The organism is Pseudomonas sp. 21615526 (assembly GCF_013386245.1).
Taxonomy (GTDB): domain Bacteria; phylum Pseudomonadota; class Gammaproteobacteria; order Pseudomonadales; family Pseudomonadaceae; genus Aquipseudomonas.
On sequence record NZ_JACAOM010000051.1, the window covers coordinates 26,563 to 43,530 of the forward strand.

General features: G+C 63.8%; 18 protein-coding genes. 7 read left to right on the forward strand and 11 right to left on the reverse strand.

What is annotated here, in order from left to right:
- Positions 1–19: 19 nt before the first annotated feature.
- From dsbG to dsbD, 3 genes are read right to left on the reverse strand one after another with little or no spacing between them, the layout of a single operon-like run.
- Entirely contained in the window at positions 20–781 is a 762-nt protein-coding gene (dsbG, locus tag HX786_RS15795; protein ID WP_003209017.1) for a thiol:disulfide interchange protein DsbG, read from the reverse strand.
- Positions 757–1,626, reverse strand: a complete 870-nt coding sequence (locus HX786_RS15800) for a TlpA disulfide reductase family protein (protein ID WP_087695093.1) — start codon at positions 1,624–1,626, stop codon at positions 757–759. The genes dsbG and HX786_RS15800 overlap by 25 nt, the downstream gene beginning before the upstream one ends.
- Positions 1,626–3,356, reverse strand: a complete 1,731-nt coding sequence (gene dsbD / locus HX786_RS15805; protein ID WP_177081327.1) for a protein-disulfide reductase DsbD — start codon at positions 3,354–3,356, stop codon at positions 1,626–1,628. The genes HX786_RS15800 and dsbD overlap by 1 nt, the downstream gene beginning before the upstream one ends.
- Positions 3,357–3,531: 175 nt before the next feature.
- On the opposite strand from dsbD, the gene HX786_RS15810 reads away from it, so the two are divergent.
- The 5 genes from HX786_RS15810 (at position 3,532) to HX786_RS15830 (ending at position 8,284) form a co-directional block, all read left to right on the forward strand.
- Positions 3,532–4,212 (forward strand): response regulator, encoded by a 681-nt coding sequence (locus tag HX786_RS15810; RefSeq protein WP_003209011.1) that lies wholly within the window; start codon positions 3,532–3,534, stop codon positions 4,210–4,212.
- Positions 4,212–5,531, forward strand: coding sequence for an ATP-binding protein (locus HX786_RS15815; RefSeq protein ID WP_008431673.1), 1,320 nt, complete (start codon positions 4,212–4,214; stop codon positions 5,529–5,531). Before HX786_RS15810 ends, HX786_RS15815 begins: the two co-directional genes overlap by 1 nt.
- A 123-nt stretch (positions 5,532–5,654) precedes the next feature.
- Positions 5,655–6,428 carry an N-acetylmuramoyl-L-alanine amidase gene (locus HX786_RS15820; RefSeq protein ID WP_003209007.1) on the forward strand — a complete coding sequence of 258 codons (774 nt, stop codon included), beginning with the start codon at positions 5,655–5,657 and terminating at the stop codon, positions 6,426–6,428.
- Positions 6,429–6,578: 150 nt separating this feature from the next.
- Entirely contained in the window at positions 6,579–7,979 is a 1,401-nt protein-coding gene (locus HX786_RS15825; protein ID WP_178912318.1) for an aspartate aminotransferase family protein, read from the forward strand.
- Positions 7,980–8,059: 80 nt separating this feature from the next.
- Entirely contained in the window at positions 8,060–8,284 is a 225-nt protein-coding gene (locus HX786_RS15830; protein WP_003209001.1) for an MbtH family protein, read from the forward strand.
- A gap of 149 nt (positions 8,285–8,433) precedes the next feature.
- Here HX786_RS15830 and HX786_RS15835 read toward each other — a convergent pair whose 3' ends face one another.
- From HX786_RS15835 to HX786_RS15870, 8 genes are read right to left on the reverse strand one after another with little or no spacing between them, the layout of a single operon-like run.
- Positions 8,434–9,381: a metal ABC transporter solute-binding protein, Zn/Mn family gene (locus HX786_RS15835; RefSeq protein ID WP_178912319.1), complete on the reverse strand. Its 948-nt coding sequence runs from the start codon at positions 9,379–9,381 to the stop codon at positions 8,434–8,436.
- Positions 9,381–10,280 (reverse strand): metal ABC transporter permease, encoded by a 900-nt coding sequence (locus HX786_RS15840; protein WP_003208998.1) that lies wholly within the window; start codon positions 10,278–10,280, stop codon positions 9,381–9,383. Before HX786_RS15840 ends, HX786_RS15835 begins: the two co-directional genes overlap by 1 nt.
- Entirely contained in the window at positions 10,277–11,023 is a 747-nt protein-coding gene (locus tag HX786_RS15845) for a metal ABC transporter ATP-binding protein (protein ID WP_177036847.1), read from the reverse strand. Before HX786_RS15845 ends, HX786_RS15840 begins: the two co-directional genes overlap by 4 nt.
- Positions 11,020–11,940: a metal ABC transporter substrate-binding protein gene (locus HX786_RS15850; protein WP_023659272.1), complete on the reverse strand. Its 921-nt coding sequence runs from the start codon at positions 11,938–11,940 to the stop codon at positions 11,020–11,022. Before HX786_RS15850 ends, HX786_RS15845 begins: the two co-directional genes overlap by 4 nt.
- 26 nt (positions 11,941–11,966) lie before the next feature.
- Positions 11,967–12,527 (reverse strand): DUF6162 family protein, encoded by a 561-nt coding sequence (locus HX786_RS15855; RefSeq protein WP_178912320.1) that lies wholly within the window; start codon positions 12,525–12,527, stop codon positions 11,967–11,969.
- Entirely contained in the window at positions 12,524–12,853 is a 330-nt protein-coding gene (locus HX786_RS15860; protein WP_177047770.1) for a hypothetical protein, read from the reverse strand. The genes HX786_RS15855 and HX786_RS15860 overlap by 4 nt, the downstream gene beginning before the upstream one ends.
- Positions 12,850–13,389 (reverse strand): hypothetical protein, encoded by a 540-nt coding sequence (locus HX786_RS15865; RefSeq protein ID WP_008431660.1) that lies wholly within the window; start codon positions 13,387–13,389, stop codon positions 12,850–12,852. Before HX786_RS15865 ends, HX786_RS15860 begins: the two co-directional genes overlap by 4 nt.
- Positions 13,386–14,588, reverse strand: coding sequence for a PepSY domain-containing protein (locus HX786_RS15870; RefSeq protein ID WP_087695105.1), 1,203 nt, complete (start codon positions 14,586–14,588; stop codon positions 13,386–13,388). The genes HX786_RS15865 and HX786_RS15870 overlap by 4 nt, the downstream gene beginning before the upstream one ends.
- 251 nt (positions 14,589–14,839) lie before the next feature.
- Here HX786_RS15870 and leuC point away from each other — a divergent pair, with 251 nt between their 5' ends.
- Both leuC and leuD read left to right on the forward strand, forming a co-directional pair.
- Positions 14,840–16,261, forward strand: a complete 1,422-nt coding sequence (leuC, locus tag HX786_RS15875) for a 3-isopropylmalate dehydratase large subunit (protein ID WP_003208986.1) — start codon at positions 14,840–14,842, stop codon at positions 16,259–16,261.
- The gene (gene leuD / locus HX786_RS15880) at positions 16,258–16,872 is read left to right on the forward strand and encodes a 3-isopropylmalate dehydratase small subunit (RefSeq protein WP_003208984.1); all 615 of its coding nucleotides are present in this window, start codon (positions 16,258–16,260) and stop codon (positions 16,870–16,872) included. Before leuC ends, leuD begins: the two co-directional genes overlap by 4 nt.
- The last annotated feature ends 96 nt before the right edge of the window (positions 16,873–16,968 follow it).

Below are 16,968 nucleotides of genomic sequence, written 5' to 3' on the forward strand. Positions count from 1 at the left end.
CTTTTCAGGCTAGGGCTGATTATTTCGGACCGAGAATCTTCACCAGCTTATCCGGCGACGGCGCTCCTTGCTGTTGCTGCAATCCACCCTTGTCATCCAGATAGAAAATTGCCGGCGTGGCCGACAACTCCAGCTCGTCCATCAGCTTCATATTCGAATCAAGCTTGGCCTGGATATCCGCCGGGATCTTTTCCAGCGCCTGCAACTTGCTGCCTTTACCGGCCGACTCATGGGCTTCCAAGGCCTGTTGCGGGTCCTTGGCGGCAAACAGCGCGGCCGACTTGCCCGGGCTGTCTTCACGGATAATCCCCACCATGATGTGCCGCAACTGCACCTTGCCCGACTTCACCCACGGCCGTGCCTGTTCCCAGAACATGTTGCAGTACGGGCAGTTTGGGTCGCTGAACAGGTACACGATGCGCGGCGCGTCCTTGTTGCCGTCCTGGATCCAGTTGCTGTGTTCCATCTTGGCCCAGACTTCCTTGGCCATCGGCGCATACACCAGTTTCTCCAGCGGCGCGGTGCTCAGGTCATTGCCGTCGGCGTCGTACAGGTTGCCGGCGATCACGCTTTTGCCGTCTGCGGTCAGGTACAGCGCCATGCCGCGGTTCTGGTATTGCGCCGCATAACCCGTGAGGCCGCTGGGCGCATCGAACTTGCCGATGATCTTGGCCCCCTTGGCTTCGATGTTCTTGATCGGCGCCGGCCAGTCTTCGGCGTGGACCAGGCTGGCGGCCAGGGTCAGGGGCAGGAGTGTCAGCAGGTGGCGGAGGCGGAGCATGGCGAATTCCTTGTGGTGGCCGGCAAGGCCGGTTTGGCGGGGGTCGGCTCGAAGCGCTCCATGGCGCGGGCCAGGCTGGCCTGTGAGAGTTCGCCCAGGTGGCTGTTGATCAGGCGACCATCAGGTTGGTAGAAGAGGGTGGTGGGCAAGGCCATGGAGCCGACGGCCTGGCCCAGGCGGCCGCTGGCGTCGAACAGCACGTTGTCCAGGTTCAGGCCCTGGGTCGCCAGGTAGGTGGCGACGCTTTGCATGCTTTCGGCCTGGTTGACGAACAGGAAGGTCACGTCCGGGCGCTGGCGCTGGGCACTTTCCAGTACCGGCATTTCGCGCCGGCACGGCGGGCACCAGGTGGCCCACAGGTTGATCACCAGCGGGCCGCCCTTGTAGTCGGCCAGTTGCACGGTTTCGCCATTGGCGTTGCGCAGGGCAATGTCCGGCAGGTGCGTGCCTTTTTCGTAGAGGGTCAGGGACAGGCTGGTCAAGGCCCAGAACGCCAGGCCGGTGATCACGCCGGCGCTCAGCGGCTTGCGCAGCAGCGGGCGGCGCCAGCCGTAGATCAGCGCGCCGATGATCAGCACGATCACGCCGGGCCAGGCGAGAAAACCGCCGTCGCGCAGGTCGACGATTTGCAGCGGGTCATTCTGGTAGTACGACCAGTACATCAATACGAAGCTGACGCGTGCGGCGAGCATACCCAGCAGAAACAGGGTGAACAGCACCGACTCGGGGTTCTCGCCGCCGCGCTTGGCCACCCGCCAGCCCACCAGGGTGGCGAGGATCAACGCCGTGATCAGCAGCAAGTGATTCAAGGCGATGGCGAAGGTGCCGATGGTCAGTGTCAGCATCAGAGGGCTTCCCGGGCTTGGGTCCAGCGTTGCAGGAAGGCGGCGGCGTCGACTTCGCCGGTGATGCGCTGGGCGCGGCGCTCTTCACCGTCGGGGCCGATCCAGACGAAGCTCGGCGGGCCGGGGACCTTGTAGCGGCCCAGCAGCTCGCGGCTGGCGGCGTTGTCGGCGGTGACGTCGAGGCGCAGCAGGCGCACATCCTTGAGGGCGTCCAGTACCTCGGGTTTGCCGAACACCTGTTTTTCCATGATCTTGCACGACACGCACCAGTCGGCGTAGTAGTCCACCAGCACCCATTGGCCCTGGGCCTTGGCACTGTCGAGCTGGCTTTGCAGCACGGCCGGGTCGTTGATGGTCATGAAGGCTTCGTGGGCGGTGGGAGCACCGGCTGCCCGCGAGCCGCTGTAGACCTTCAGCGGTTGCCACAGATCGTCGCTGCCGCCGGCCGCGCCGATCACCAATACGCTGCCCCAGAGGCCCAGCACCAGCGAACCGGCACCGAACAGCATGGCGGTACGCCCGAAATCGTGGGCCAGGCGCCAGCCGCAGTAGGCCATGACCAGCGCCAGCACACCCCACAAGCCGAGCCACAGGGTTTCACCGACCACCGGGCGAATCATCAGCACGGCGGTGGCGAGGAACAGGAAGCCGAAGATGCCCTTGAGGATGTTCATCCAGGTGCCAGGCTTGGGCAGGAAGCGGTTGCCCACGGTCACCAGCAGCAAAAGCGGCACACCGATGCCTATGCCCATGGCAAACAGGATCAGGCCGCCGTGCAAGGCGTTGCCGCTTTGGGCGATGTACAGCAGCGCGCCGGCCAGGGGCGCGGTCATGCACGGGCCCACCAGCAAGCCGGACAGGGCGCCGAGCACGCCGGCGCCTACCAGGCTGCCGCCGCTTTGGTTGCGGCTGACGTTGTCCAGGCGATCGCGCAGGAAGGCCGGCAGTTGCAGTTCAAAGAAGCCGAACATCGGCAGGGCGAGAATCACAAACAACGCAGCGAAGCTGCCGAGGATCCACGGGGTTTGCAGCAGGGCGGCGAGGTTGCCGCCGAGCAGCGCAGCCAATACACCGAGCGCGGCATACACCAGCGCCATGCACACCACGTAGCTGGCGGCCAGGGCAAAGCCGCGCCGTGGGCTGGCGCCGCTGCCGACCACAAGGCCGGCGAGGATCGGCAACATCGGCAGGGAACACGGGGCGAAGGCCAGCAGCAGGCCCAGGCCGAAGAACACCAGCAGGCTCCAGCCCAGGCTGCGTTGTTGCAGGCCGCTGGCCAGGCTTTGGTCCTGGGCCTGGCCGGTGGCGGCGACGGCAGGGTTGCCGCCCAGGTCCACGGTGATCGATTGCGGCGGGTAGCACAGGCCTGCATCGGCGCAGCCTTGCCAGCCGAGTTTGACCTGGCCGGTGGCGCCAGCGGGAATCTTCACTTCCAGGCCCTGGCGATAGACTTGCTGCTCGCCGAAGAACTCGTCGCTGTGGGCTTCGCCCTGGGGCAACGTCGGCTTTTCGGCCAGGCCATCGAATTTCATGCGCTGCTGGTACAGGTAGTAACCGTCGGCAATCTGCCAATACAACTGGGTTTCGCCGGAGGCCAGACGCTCGGAGGTAAAGGTGAAGGCTTTGCCTACCGGGAGGAAGTCGGGTTTGGTCTCGAATGGATTGTTGCCAGGCGCGGCCTGGGCGAATCCAGCAAACACTACCAGCAGAAAGATAAACAGATGCCGCATGATCAAGCCTTAGTTCGAAGCAAGTGGGACACACAATGTGTGGCGTTGATTAACCGATGATTAACCGGGCTATCCTAGAAAGAAGGGATTATCCGGGATTCTTGGCGTTGGCGGCATAATGCACGCTTAATCCACTGCCTTTTTAATCACCCTCACATTTTGCAAAGGGTTCACCATGCACGTACTGGTCTGTGAAGACGACGAGCTGATCGCCAGCGGTATTGTTGCCGGGCTCAGCGCCCAGGGCCTGACGGTCGAGCGCGTCGGCACGGCTGCGGCTGCCCGGGCGATGCTCAAGGTGGCGGAATTCGACGTGATGGTACTCGACCTCGGCCTACCGGATGAAGACGGCTTGAAGCTGTTGCAGCAACTGCGCAGCCAGGGCCTGGAGATTCCAGTGCTGATCCTGACCGCACGGGATTCGGTGACCAACCGCGTCGACGGCCTGCAGGCCGGTGCCGACGACTACCTGCTCAAACCCTTCGACCTGCGCGAACTCGCCGCACGCCTGCACACCCTGTTGCGCCGGGTGGCTGGGCGCAGCGTCAACCTGATCGAGCACGGGCGCCTGACCTACAACCCCAGCAGCCGCGAAACGTTGCTGGGCGGTGAGTCGGTGGACCTGTCCCGCCGCGAGCAGGCGCTGTTGCAGGCCCTGTTGCAGAACCGCGGCCGGGTGCTCTCCAGCGAGCAGCTCAAGGACAGCGTCTACGGCCTGAACGACGAACTGGAAAGCAACGCCCTCAACGTGCACATCCACCACCTGCGGCGCAAACTCGGCAACGGCATTGTCGAAACCGTGCGCGGCCTGGGCTATCGCCTGGGCCCGGCTGACGGTGGAGAGGACGCTTCGTGATGAGCCTGCGCCTGCGGCTGACCTTCAAGCTCGGCGCAGCTTTCGTGCTGATCTGGGTCCTGGCCGCCGCGTGGATGCTCAACGACCTGCGCAACCAGATGATGTTTTCCCTCGACCAGCGCCTGGTGGCGTCGGCACGCATGGTGGCGGGCCTGATGGAGCAGATGCCCGGCCTTTCCAGCACGGGGGAGGGCGCGCACTTCAGCGCCGAACAATTGAATGTGCCAGGCGGTATGGCGTGCCAGGTCAGTTCCTTGCGCGGCGTGGTTTTGGCCCGCAGCCACACCACGCCGGACCAGGGCCTGGAGTCGCGCAAGAGCGGCTTTCGCGACCAGATGATTGATGGCGTGGGCTGGCGCAGCTTTACCCTGTCCCGTGGCGATTTGTTTATCACCACCGCCGACCGGCAGGTGGAGCGTGAAGCGTTGAACCTGTCGATCCTGCTGGCCGCCTCGGTGCCGGTGGGCGTGGCATTGTTGGGCTGCCTGTGCCTGTTGTGGCTGGGGATCGGCCAGAGCCTGTTGCCGCTCAACCGCATGCGTGACGCCTTGATGCGCCGCAGTGCCGACTCCCTCGAACCGTTGCAGATCAGCCCGCTGCCCAGCGAACTCAAGCCACTGCTCGACACCCAGAACCAGTTGCTGCAGCGCATCGCCAAGACCATCGAACGCGAACGCCGCTTGACCGGTGACGCGGCCCACGAACTGCGCAGCCCGTTGACCGCGATCAAGACCCACCTGCAAGTGGCGCGCATGACCGAAGGCGCCGCCCGTGACCAGTCCCTGGCCCATGCTGAAGAGGGCGCCGACCGCTTGCACCGCACCCTTGAGCAGTTGCTGCTGCTGGCGCGGGTCGAAGGCAGCCTGTCGTTTGATGACGGCCTGCAATCGAGTGCCGAGCAAGTTGCGCAACTGGCGATCCAGGATGCCAACGGCGGCGACAATCAGCGTATTGACCTGATCCTGGCAGACGGTTTGTCCGAAAAACCTTTGGAAATGCCGGTGGGCCTGGCCGTCGCGGCCCTGCGCAACCTGCTGGACAACGCGTTGCGCCACACCCCGGCCGATACCCGGGTGGAGCTGAGTGTGTCCAGCGCTGGCGACAATGTGGTGTTCCGGGTGCGTGACCATGGCGCGCCGATTTCCAGCGAAGACTTGCAACACTTGACCCAGCGCTTCTGGCGCAACGGCAATAGCCCGGGTTGCGGCCTGGGGTTGGCGATCGTCCAGGCCATCGTGCAGCGCTGCTCGTGCTCCCTGAAATTCGACAGCCAGGCCGATGGCATGCGCGTCGACCTGGGCATGCCGTTGCGGCGCTGAAACCTTCTTTTCACAGCACACATAGCTACCGCCATCCTCAAGCGCAACGCTTCAGGATGGCGGTAATTTTTTTGTGTTTGAACCGGCTGAATGACTCGGCCTGTGTTGAAAAGGACAGCCCCTATGTTGGTTATCGATTCCACGTATCCCGCAAACGACTTCAATGAGCGCAATGGCCAGGCCGTGCGCCAGGTGATTGTGCATTACACCGCCGCGCCCTTTGCCTCGTCATTGCGTGCACTGACCCGCGACGGTTTCAGTGCCCACTACCTGTTGGCCGACCCCCATGACGCCAGCTACCGTGCCGCCGGCTATGACGAGTTGCGGGTATTTCGCCTGGTGGACGAAGCGCAACGCGCCTGGCACGCCGGCACCAGCCACTGGGCCGGGCGCGATAACCTCAACAGCCGCTCCATCGGCATTGAAATCGTCAACCAGGCCCGGGATGACGCCGGTGTGTTGACCTTCCCGGCGTATGGCGCAGAGCAGATTGACGTGTTGATCGCCTTGATTCGTGACATTCAGGTGCGTTACCCGGCGATCGGTCCTACCGACATCCTCGGGCATTCCGACATTGCCTATTGGCGCAAGAGCGACCCCGGCCCCCGCTTGCCATGGCGCTGCCTGTTCGAGGCGGGCGTGGGGGCCTGGTATGAAGAGGTGGCCAAGATGGCCTATCAACGTCGGTTCGACATCGGCCTGCCGCCAGAGGTTGAGGTAGAGCGGGCGTTCCAGCGCTACGGTTATGCCCCGGCGAAAAATCGCCTGGGTTTCCAGCAACGTGTCCGTGCGTTCCAGATGCATTTTCGGCCCTCTGACTACAGTGGGCGGCTGGATGCGCAGACCTGCGCGATCCTGTATGCGTTGAATGAAAAATACACCGGGGTGGCCGGGTAAATCCGCTAAAGCTGTTTTTAACGACCACAGGTGTAAATCCTCCCTTCGCTGATGCGTTTCCAGAACAGGAAATCCGTGCGCGGCCCTTGGGCCTGGCGCCAACGGGTGGGCAGTTTGGTCACCATCATCAGCGTATTGAGGGATCGAGAGATGTCAGTCGCTACCAGCCGTATCGAAGAGACCCAGGCGGTCCCTGCGGAAACGCTTTACCAGTTCGATGAAACCCCGCTGCTGGCCCGCCAGCGCCAGCAGGAATCCAATGCCCGCAGCTACCCACGGCGCATTCCCCTGGCGCTCAAGCGCGCCCGAGGGATCTATGTCGAGGACGTCGAAGGCCGCAGCTTTATCGATTGCCTGGCCGGTGCCGGCACCCTGGCGCTGGGGCACAACCACCCGGTGGTGATCGATGCCATTCGCCAGGTGCTGAGCGATGAATTGCCGTTGCACACCCTGGACCTGACCACGCCGGTCAAGGACCAGTTCGTGCAGGACCTGTTCGGCCTGCTGCCGCCGGCGCTGGCGCGGGAAGCCAAGATCCAGTTCTGCGGCCCCACCGGCACCGATGCGGTGGAAGCCGCGCTGAAACTGGTGCGCACCGCCACCGGGCGGAGCACGGTGTTGTCATTCCAGGGCGGTTATCACGGCATGAGCCAAGGCGCCCTGAGCCTGATGGGCAGCCTGGGGCCGAAGAAGCCACTGGGCGCGTTGCTCGGCAATGGCGTGCAATTCCTGCCATTCCCGTACGACTACCGTTGCCCGTTCGGGCTGGGCGGCGCGGAAGGGGTCAAGGTCAACCTGCATTATCTGGAAAACCTGCTCAACGATCCCGAGGCCGGTGTATTGCTGCCGGCGGCGGTGATCGTCGAGGTGGTGCAAGGCGAGGGCGGCGTGATCCCGGCTGATCTCGACTGGCTGCGCGGCCTGCGGCGCATTACCGAGCAGGCTGGCGTGGCGCTGATTGTCGACGAAATCCAGAGCGGCTTTGGTCGCACCGGCAAGATGTTTGCCTTCGAACATGCCGGCATTGTCCCGGACGTGGTCGTGCTGTCCAAAGCCATCGGCGGCAGCCTGCCACTGGCGGTGGTGGTGTATCGCGACTGGCTCGACACCTGGTTGCCGGGCGCCCATGCCGGGACCTTCCGTGGCAATCAGATGGCCATGGCGGCCGGCTCGGCGGTGATGCGTTACCTCAAGGACCACGACATTCCCGCCCACGCAGCCACCATGGGCGAGCGCCTCGGCGAACACCTGCGCATCCTGCAGCGCGACTTCCCGCAGTTGGGAGACATTCGTGGCCGTGGGCTGATGCTCGGTGTGGAACTGGTGGACCCCGCCGGTGCGCCTGATGCCCAGGGCCACCCGCCGGTGCATCGCCAACTGGCGCCGCTGGTGCAGCGTGAATGCCTCAAGCGCGGGTTGATTCTCGAACTGGGCGGGCGACACGGCAGCGTCGTGCGTTTCCTGCCGCCGCTGGTGATTACTGCCGCAGAAATCGACCGTGTGGCCGAGATTTTTGGTCGCGCCCTGGCGGCGTCAGTCACCAGCCTCTAATTTTTTATCGGGCTGGCACGTTCCTTCTTACATCAGCTGTGCGTGGTGCGCAGCCAGCCTTACACCGACGGAGAACAGCAATGACCTCAGTATTCGACCGCGAAGACATCCTGTTTCAGGTAGTGGTCAACCATGAAGAACAATATTCCATCTGGCCCGACTACAAGGCCGTGCCGGAAGGCTGGCGCACCGTGGGCAAGAGCGGGATGAAGAAAGAGTGCCTGGCCTACATCGAAGAAGTGTGGACCGACATGCGTCCGCTGAGCCTGCGCCAGAAGATGGATAGCCAGGCGCTGGCTGGCTGACCCGGACCTCGGGCATAACACCGACTCAAATGTGGGAGCGGGCTTGCTCGCGAAGGCGTTGTTTCAGTCACCGTATGTGTTGACTGTCACACCGCATTCGCGAGCAAGCCCGCTCCCACATTTACTGTGTTTCGCCGGTGAGAGGCGCGTTACAGCGCCTTGATCACCTGATCCACATTGCCTTCCAGTTCCGCCACCGGGTCGGCGCCATCGGTGCCCAGCACCAGCAACTTCGCCCCGCCCGCCGTGACCGCCGCCTGCACTGCATCGCTTGGCTTGCGGTGATGCAGCACCACGGCCACCTCATTCTCCTTCAAGCCTTCGCTCAGTTGCTGCAACGCCTCGGGTGTCCACTCGGTATCCGCCCTTGCATCGGTGCTGACCAGCTCCAGGTTCAAGCCACTGACGAGATAACCAAAGTGATCGCTCAAGCTGGCCACCGTCAGGTTATCGGCCTTGGCCAGTCGCGCTTCGCTGTCGGCGGTGAGCTTGAGCAGGCGTTGCTTGAGCGCGGCCAGGTTGGCTTCGATCTGCGGCTTGGCCTCGGGCGCCAGGCGGCTCAGGTCGGCGGCTATCACATCGGCCATGCGCCCCATGTTGTTGCTGGATTGCCACGGCTGGCTGTTCAGGCCGTCGGTGGCGCCCGGCTGCACGGCAATCCCCGGCAAGCCGCCGTCCACCGGGCGCGCGGCGTCGACTTCGACGATGCGGATATTGCTGCGCCGGGCCACCGGGTACAGCGGGTCGTCGGGCCACAGCGAGCGCAGGCCGATGGCCGCATCGGCGTCCAGCGCCAGAGTGTTCAGCGCCTGCGCGCCGCGTCCGGTGAAATAGGCGACTTGCCGCGATCCGGGCAGGTTGGCCGGTGCCGCGCGCTCAAGCTGTACGTCAGTGCCTTTGAGCAACACCTGCGCCAAGCCATAGGTGATCGGCAAGGCGGCGAGGACTTTTACCGGTTTTTTCGCCTTGGCCTGGTTCAAGGCAGCATGGCCAACGCCTTGGTTGGCGGTGATCTGTAGCGGCTTGACGCCGTCGGCGGCGAATGCCGGTGTGGCAATGGCCAGGGCCAGAAGCAGTGGTCGAAACATCGGGCGCATTATCCAAGATTCCCTTTCAGGCTGGGGACCGTGCCGCGGGCGATGGCGGCGAGGGCGAAGGCGATACCGGCTACCAGGATGATCGCGGCACCGGACGGAATCGGCAGGTCGAAGATGATCGGCAGCAGGATCCCGCACAGGGTGCTGACGGTGGCGATCACCACCGAGATCCAGAAGAAGCCCTTGAGCGACTGGCTCAACAGGCGTGCGGCGGCCGCCGGAATCACCAGCAACGCACCCACCAGGATCGCGCCGATGACCTTGACCGCCGCCACGGTGATCAGGGTCACCAGGATCACGAACAGGTAGTCCAGGGTCTTCACCGCCACCCCGCGCACCGCCGCCAACTGCGGGTTGAAGCTGGCGAGCATGATGCGGTTGTACAGTGGCAGGGCCAGGGCCATCACCAGCGCGCCGACAATCGCCAGCACCAACAGGTCATTGCCGTTGACGGTCAGCACCGAGCCGAACAGCACGTTTTCGAGAATGTGCACGTTGATCTTGCCCGCCAGAATCAGCAGCAGGCTCGCGCCCAGGGCCAGGGACACCGAGAGGAATACGCCGATCAGCGTGTCCGGCGCCAGGCCGGTGCGGTTGCGCAAGTAGTTGAGCAGGATCCCGAACAGCAGGCAGTAGCCGAACAGGCTGCCGTAAGGCCCGGTATACGGTTCCCCCAGCAGAATGCCCACGGCCACGCCGGTCAGTGCGGCATGGCCCACGGCTTCGGAAAAGAACGCAAAGCGCTTGACCACCACCAGGGTGCCCAAACCACCCAGCACCGGGCCGATCAGCAGGCCGGCGAGCAGGGCGTTGACTACAAATCCATAGGCCAGCGCTTCCGGCAGATACCCGGAAGACGCCCAGCCCTGGACCATCAGACGAAAGGCTTCATAGCTCATAAGGCCGGGCTCCGTGGGTGGGTGGAGAACAGGGTCAGCAGGCGGTCCGGGGTCAGTGCCTCTTTCGGCGTGGCGTCGAACAGCACACGGCGGTTCAGGCCGGTGACGCGATCGGCCAGGCGGCCGACGGCTTCCAGGTCGTGTTCGATCCACAGCACGGTGATCCCGGCCCGGCGCCAGTCGTTCAGCAGCCGCTCGAACACCTGGATCCCGGCTTCGTCCAGCGCCGACATCGGTTCGTCCAGCACCAGCAATTGCGGTGCCGGGATCAAGCCCTGGGCCAACAGCACCCGCTGGCGTTCACCGCCAGACAGCGCACCCATGCGCCGCTTGCGCTTGTCCTGCATGCCGACCCGTTCCAGTGCGTCGCCAATCGCGGCGGCGTAATGTTTGGACAGCCCGAGAAACGCCGGACGCCGCTGGCACATCGCGGCCATGAAATCGTCGACGGTCATCGGCAAGCCCCGGTCGAACTCCAGCGCCTGGGGCACGTAGCCGATGGTGCCGGGTGCATCCGGCCAATGCAGGCTCAACTGGCCCTGGTGCGGCGTTTGCCCCAGCAGGGTCTTGATCAGCGAGCTTTTGCCGCCGCCGTTGGGGCCCACCAGCGCATGGATGCTGCCGGGCTGCACCTGGAAACTCACTGCATCGAGGATCACCGTACGGCCCAGGGTCAGCGCGACGTTATCGAAGTCGACGGTCGGGCCAACGCTGGCCACACTCAGGTGTTCAGCCGCCGTCATGCCCCGGACTCCTGAATCGCCCGCACCACGGTGTTGAGGTTGCCGGTCATTTCCACTTCGTATTTTTCCGCGCTGTAGTCGCCATAGGAAATATGCGACAGCGGGTACAGCTTCACCCCGGATTCACGCTGGATGGTGTCGACGTAGCTGGACGGGAAATCCATCTCCGAGAAGATCACTTTCACGTCCAGTTCCCGCAGTTGGTCGATGGTTTTCTTCAACTGGCTGGGGCTCGGCTCGATGCCGTGGGCCGGTTCCACCACGGCGGTGACTTCCAGGCCGAATTCCCGCAGCAGGTAGTCATACGCCGCATGCACGGTGGCTACCCGCAGGTCGGGGTTGGGCGCGCTGGTGAGCTTGGCCAGGGCGTCGGCGCGCATCTGGCGCAGGCGCTTGCCGTAGGCGCGGGCGTTCTGGGTGTAGGTCTTGGCGTTGTCCGGGTCGAGTTTGCCCAGTTCCCGGGCAATGTTGTTCACCTGGGCAATCGAGGCGCTGATGGACAGGAAGGTGTGCGGGTTGACCACCTTGCCCGCACCGCGCGCAGCGTTGCCGGTGGCGGCCAGCAGCGGCACGTTGGCGTTGGCCTCGATCACCGGGATGTCCGGGCGCTCGCTGGTGGCGATCATGCGGTCGGCGAAATCGTCATGGCCGACGCCGTTGAGCACGATCACATCAAGGGTGCCGATGCGTTTGATGTCTTCGGCGCGGGGTTCGTAGGCATGGGGATTGAAACCGGCCGGGATCAGCGGGACAACTTCAGCCTTGTCGCCGACGATATTGGCGACGTAGCTGTAATACGGGTGCAGGGTGATGCCGATGCGCAGGCGTTTTGCCGGGTCGGCACTGGCGAACGGGGCCAGCAGCACGGTGATCAGGCCGACCAGCACCAGACGTAATAATGGAGATGAAATAGACATGGTCTTCTCTCGGCTGCAACGTGAATTCAGTGACGATGCTGGCGGGTGACACCGGCATCGAATTGCGCGACTACCTGCTGCCAGCCCGCGCTGATCAGCGCCTGGTCAGTGAGGTCGGTGGGGGCGGTGAGGTGGGCGCTGCGGTTGAACCAGATATCCGGCTCGGCGCCGCGGATGCGCATCAACAGCGAACCGCTGAGGTCCGGCGTCTGGCTCAGGCCCAGATAGGCCGCGTCCAGCAACTGCCAGCGGTGGTCGCCACGGCTCACCGAACTGGCGTCCTGGGCGAAGGGCGCGAAGCCCTCTTCGGCCAGCTGTTCAGGCGTCGGCAGGGCGCTGTGTTCCTCCTGCAGCAAGTGGATTTCATCCAGGGTCACCCGCAGGTCGGCATAGATGCCTTGCTCGGCGGCGCTGAGGTCGCGGCGGGCGTCCAGTTGGTGGCTGGGCACGGCGGCGATCTCCTGGCTTTCACCGCGCAAGGCCACCACCGTGCCGGCAACGGCGAGGATGATCAGGCACAACAGCAGGACATACAGGGTTTCGTGCCCGGCACCGGCCGGGCGCACGACTTGGGTTGTACGGCTCATTGGGGCTGGATATCCGCTTGGTCGATTTCCACCACGTGGCCGGGGCCGGCATCAAACAACACGTAGAACTCGGCGGAGGGTTTCTTGAAGGTCAGCTTCGAGTCTTCTCCCAGCTTGCCTGGCACCAGGATGGTCTCGTCGTAGCCGATCACATCCAGGGTCACGCCGGGGGCACCGCTGCCATCAGAGAAACCGCCGGTGCACTGGATCTGCTCGCCGGCGATTTCCTTGCATTCGCACATCGGGTTGTGGGCGAGGGCGGCGGTACTGAAACCGGCGCCGAGGATCAGCACGCCACAGGCGCGGGCCAATTGCTGCAAGGTCATGGTTTAACTCCTCGTTTTTTCAGCCAGTCGATGGTGGCCGGCGAAGCCTGGCTCAAGGGAATGGAGGCCTGGTGCATGGCGCCGTCCCAGCCTTCCATGGTGATCCACACTTCGGCGTCCAGCGGGGTGCGCTCAGGGATCGGCAACGCGGCGCCCATGCGGTATGGGGTGCCGAAGAAAATCACCCCGGCCGCCCGCAGGCTGCGGGGCTTGCCGATACGCAGGTAGGTCGCCTTGACCTGGTCGATGCACGTGGCACACAGGGCAGCGTTGAAGGATTTCATCGGGCCTGCCGGGTCCGGGCGCGGCGGCTCGTTGCGTAGTTCGGCGAGCTTCAGGCTCCAGGGGCCGACCTGTACTTCGCCGATCTCCCGTTCACCCAGGCCGCTGTCGCCGCGAAACAGTGCCGCGTCGGCAAAGTACTTGGGCATGAAGCCCAGGGGCACCAGCAACAGCAGGATATTGATGTGGAAGCGCCATTTGAGCCAGAAGGCCCGCAGGGGCGAGGGGGGTTGAACCGTCATGGCCTTGTTCATGGGTTGGCCTCCGTGGTCTCAGCCTGCAAGGCCTGGGTTTTCGCCGGTTGACGGGCTGCCTTGGCTTCGCGTTTCAGCGCATTGAGGGTGGCCAGGGCCGTGCGTTTGGTCCAGATCAGCAAGCCGCTCAAGACCATCATGCTCAGCACCAGGCCGAAGAAGGCCCAGATCAGCTTGATCCAGATCCCGCCAAAGTCCCCGGTGTGCAACGGGCGCATGGATTCGGTGACGAACTCCAGGGCCGAACGGTCGGACAGCAGGTGCGAGGCGGCGATTTCGCCGTTGTACGGGTTGATTTCCGCGGTCTGGAACATCAGCGGGTACCAGCCACGCCCGCCGATGCGCAGGTGGCTGTAGGCGTTGCTGGGCAGGCTCACGAAGCTGGCCTCAAGCCCGGGAATGCGCTGGGTGGCGATGTTGATCGCCTCGTCCAGGGGAATCATGGGCGCCGGTACGCCCGGGGCGGACATCGGCACTTTGTCGCGGGCAATCGCCGGGACGATCGGCTCGCTGGAAATGGTGATCTGGTTATCACCCAGGATCGCCTGGATCAGGAACCAGGTGCCTGTGATGGAAATCACCGCGATAAACCAGATCGACCAGATGCCGCTCAACCGGTGGAAGTCGCCCCAGAAAATCCGCGCACCGTGACGAATGCGCAGGGTCGGCCTGAAAAAACCTTTCCAGAAACGCTTGTAGACCACGAGGCCGGTGACCAGCGAAGCCAGCAGCGGCAAGCCCAGCAGGGAGACGAGGTACCAGCCCCAGCTGTAGCCATTGGTGAAAGGCACCAGCCACCAGCCATGCAGGGCACGGGTAAATTGCTGGAAGTTGAACGATGGGCTGATGCCCTGGATCACCCCGGTGTATGGGTTGACGTAGACCTCCAGCGAGCGCCCGTCGGGGTAGCTGAGGTCGGCGCTGAGGGCGAAGTGCGATTCGTCCGGGCGGCTCAGGGATTCGACGATCACCTGGGGTTCGGCGCGCTTGATGGCGCCGATCACCTGGTCGTAGGTGAGCGGTTCGGCATCGTCCGACGGCTTGCTGGCGCGGATGTCCGGGTTGGCCAGCCAGACGATCTCCTGGCTGACCACCGCCAGGGTGCCGGTGACACAGACGATCAGCACAAAGAACCAGATGGGCAATGCCAGCCAGCTGTGCACGAGAAACCAGAGTTTTGAGCGTGACTTCTTCGACATGTGAATGAGGGTCTTGATCGGAGGGAGGCGGTAAAGGCCCGGAAAACGCCACCCGTAGCTTTTGCTGACGCGAGCGGCTGTATCTAAGTTAAGACGGATGAGAAACACAAAACCCTAAGGCGGATATGAAAGTAAATGTTTCAGATACGCATTCATGCAACACGAAACATGTTCCGAGCCATCACCAAGGCGGGATTGATGGGGCGGGGGCGCTGCCTATGATGGGGGCATACCGTTGAGCGAGCCCCATAATGACTTCTGCCAGAACCCTCTACGACAAACACATCGATTCCCACACGGTGTGCCGCCTGGATGACCAGGGCCATGTGCTGCTGTACATCGACCGCCAGGTGATCAATGAATACACCAGCCCGCAAGCTTTCAGCGGCTTGCGCGAGGCGGGCCGTGGTGTGTGGCGGCCCGGTACGGCGCTGGCGGTGGTCGACCATGTGAACCCCACCACGCCCAAGCGCATCGCGACCATGCCGGATGCGGGCGGTGCGCGCCAGGTGTCGTACCTGGCGGAAAACTGCCGGGATTTCGGGATCGAGCTGTTGGATATCCTCGACAAGCGCCAGGGCATCGAACACGTGATCGCCCCGGAACAGGGTTTTATCCTGCCGGGCATGGTAATCGCCGCCGGCGACAGCCACACCACCACCTACGGTGCCTTGGGCGCGTTCGGCTTTGGCATTGGCACCTCGGAAATCGAGCATTTGCTGGCCTCGCAAACCCTGGTCTACAAGCGTCTGAAAAGCCTGCGTGTGACCGTGGACGGCGAACTGGCCCGTGGGCTGACCTCCAAGGACGTGATCATGGCGCTGATCGGCAAGATCGGTGCCTCGGGTGCCACCGGCTACGCCATTGAGTTTTGTGGGTCGACCATCGATGCCTTGAGCGTCGAGGCGCGCATGACCATTTGCAACATGGCGGTGGAAGCCGGCGCACGTGGAGCGTTCATGGCGCCGGATGAAAAAGTCTTCGCCTACCTCAAGGGCAAGCCACGCGCGCCGAAGGGCGAGTTGTGGGAACGCGCCCTGGTGGGCTGGCGCCAACTGCACTCGGATGCCGACGCGGTGTTCGACCTCGAAGTGCAGCTGGATGCCAGCGCCCTTGAGCCGATGGTCACCTGGGGCACCAGCCCCGACCAGGCCGCCCCCATCGGCGCCCGCGTGCCGGACCCGCAAGACATCAGCGACCTGATCCTGCGCCAGGACATGCGCCGCGCCTTGAACTACATGGGCCTGGAAGCGGGCATGCCGTTGAGCGACATTGTGATCAGCCACGCGTTTATCGGCTCCTGCACCAACGCCCGCATCGAAGACCTGCGCGACGCCGCCAGCGTGGTGCGCGGCAAGCACGTGGCCGACCATGTGCGGGCGATGATCGTGCCGGGCTCCACCGAAGTGCGTGACCAGGCCGAAGCCGAAGGCCTTGCCGCGATCTTTATCGACGCCGGGTTTGAATGGCGCCAGTCGGGCTGCTCGATGTGCCTGGCGATGAACGACGACGTGCTGGAGCCGGGCGACCGCTGCGCCTCCAGCACCAACCGCAATTTCGAAGGCCGCCAGGGCGCGGGTGCCCGCACGCACCTGATGAGCCCGGCCATGGTCGCCGCTGCGGCCATCACTGGCCGGCTGACGGATATTCGCCACTTTGGAGACCGCACATGAGCTTGCAACCCTTCACTCGGATCACCGGCAAGGCGGCGCCGATGCTGGCGGCCAATATCGACACCGACGTGATCATGCCCAAGCAGTTTCTCAAGGGCATCGACCGCAACGGGCTGGACCGCGGGTTGTTCTTTGATTTGCGCTTTTTGCCCTCGGGTGAGCCTGACCCGCAGTTTGTGCTGAACCAGCCGGCCTGGCAGGGCGCGAGCTTTATGGTAGTGGGGCCGAACTTCGGCTGTGGTTCCAGCCGGGAGCATGCGGTGTGGGGCCTGAAGCAGATGGGCATCCGCGCGTTGATCGGCAGCAGCTTTGCGGGGATTTTCTATGACAACTGCCAGCGTAACGGGGTGTTGTTGATCACGCTGGAGGAGGCGGTGTTGCAGCGGTTGGGGCAGATGGTGAGTCAGCCTGAGCAGGCGCAGATCAGTGTGGACCTTGAGGCGCAGGAGATTCTTTTGGCGGACGGGCAGGTGATTGCGTTCCAGATCGATACGTTGCGCAAGACTGCGTTGTTGTTGGGGTTGGATGCTATTGGCACGACGTTGCAGCGCAGTGAGCAGATCAAGGCGTTTGAGCGTGAGCATTTGGCGGCCAATCCCTGGCTCGGGTGATGGGGCTGTAGTTGCAGGTTGGCTGCTCTGCACTGCCTGCGTTCGGCCTCGGGCTGGATGGGGCAGTCAGATCAAAATCAAGAGCACAGCGGCCTC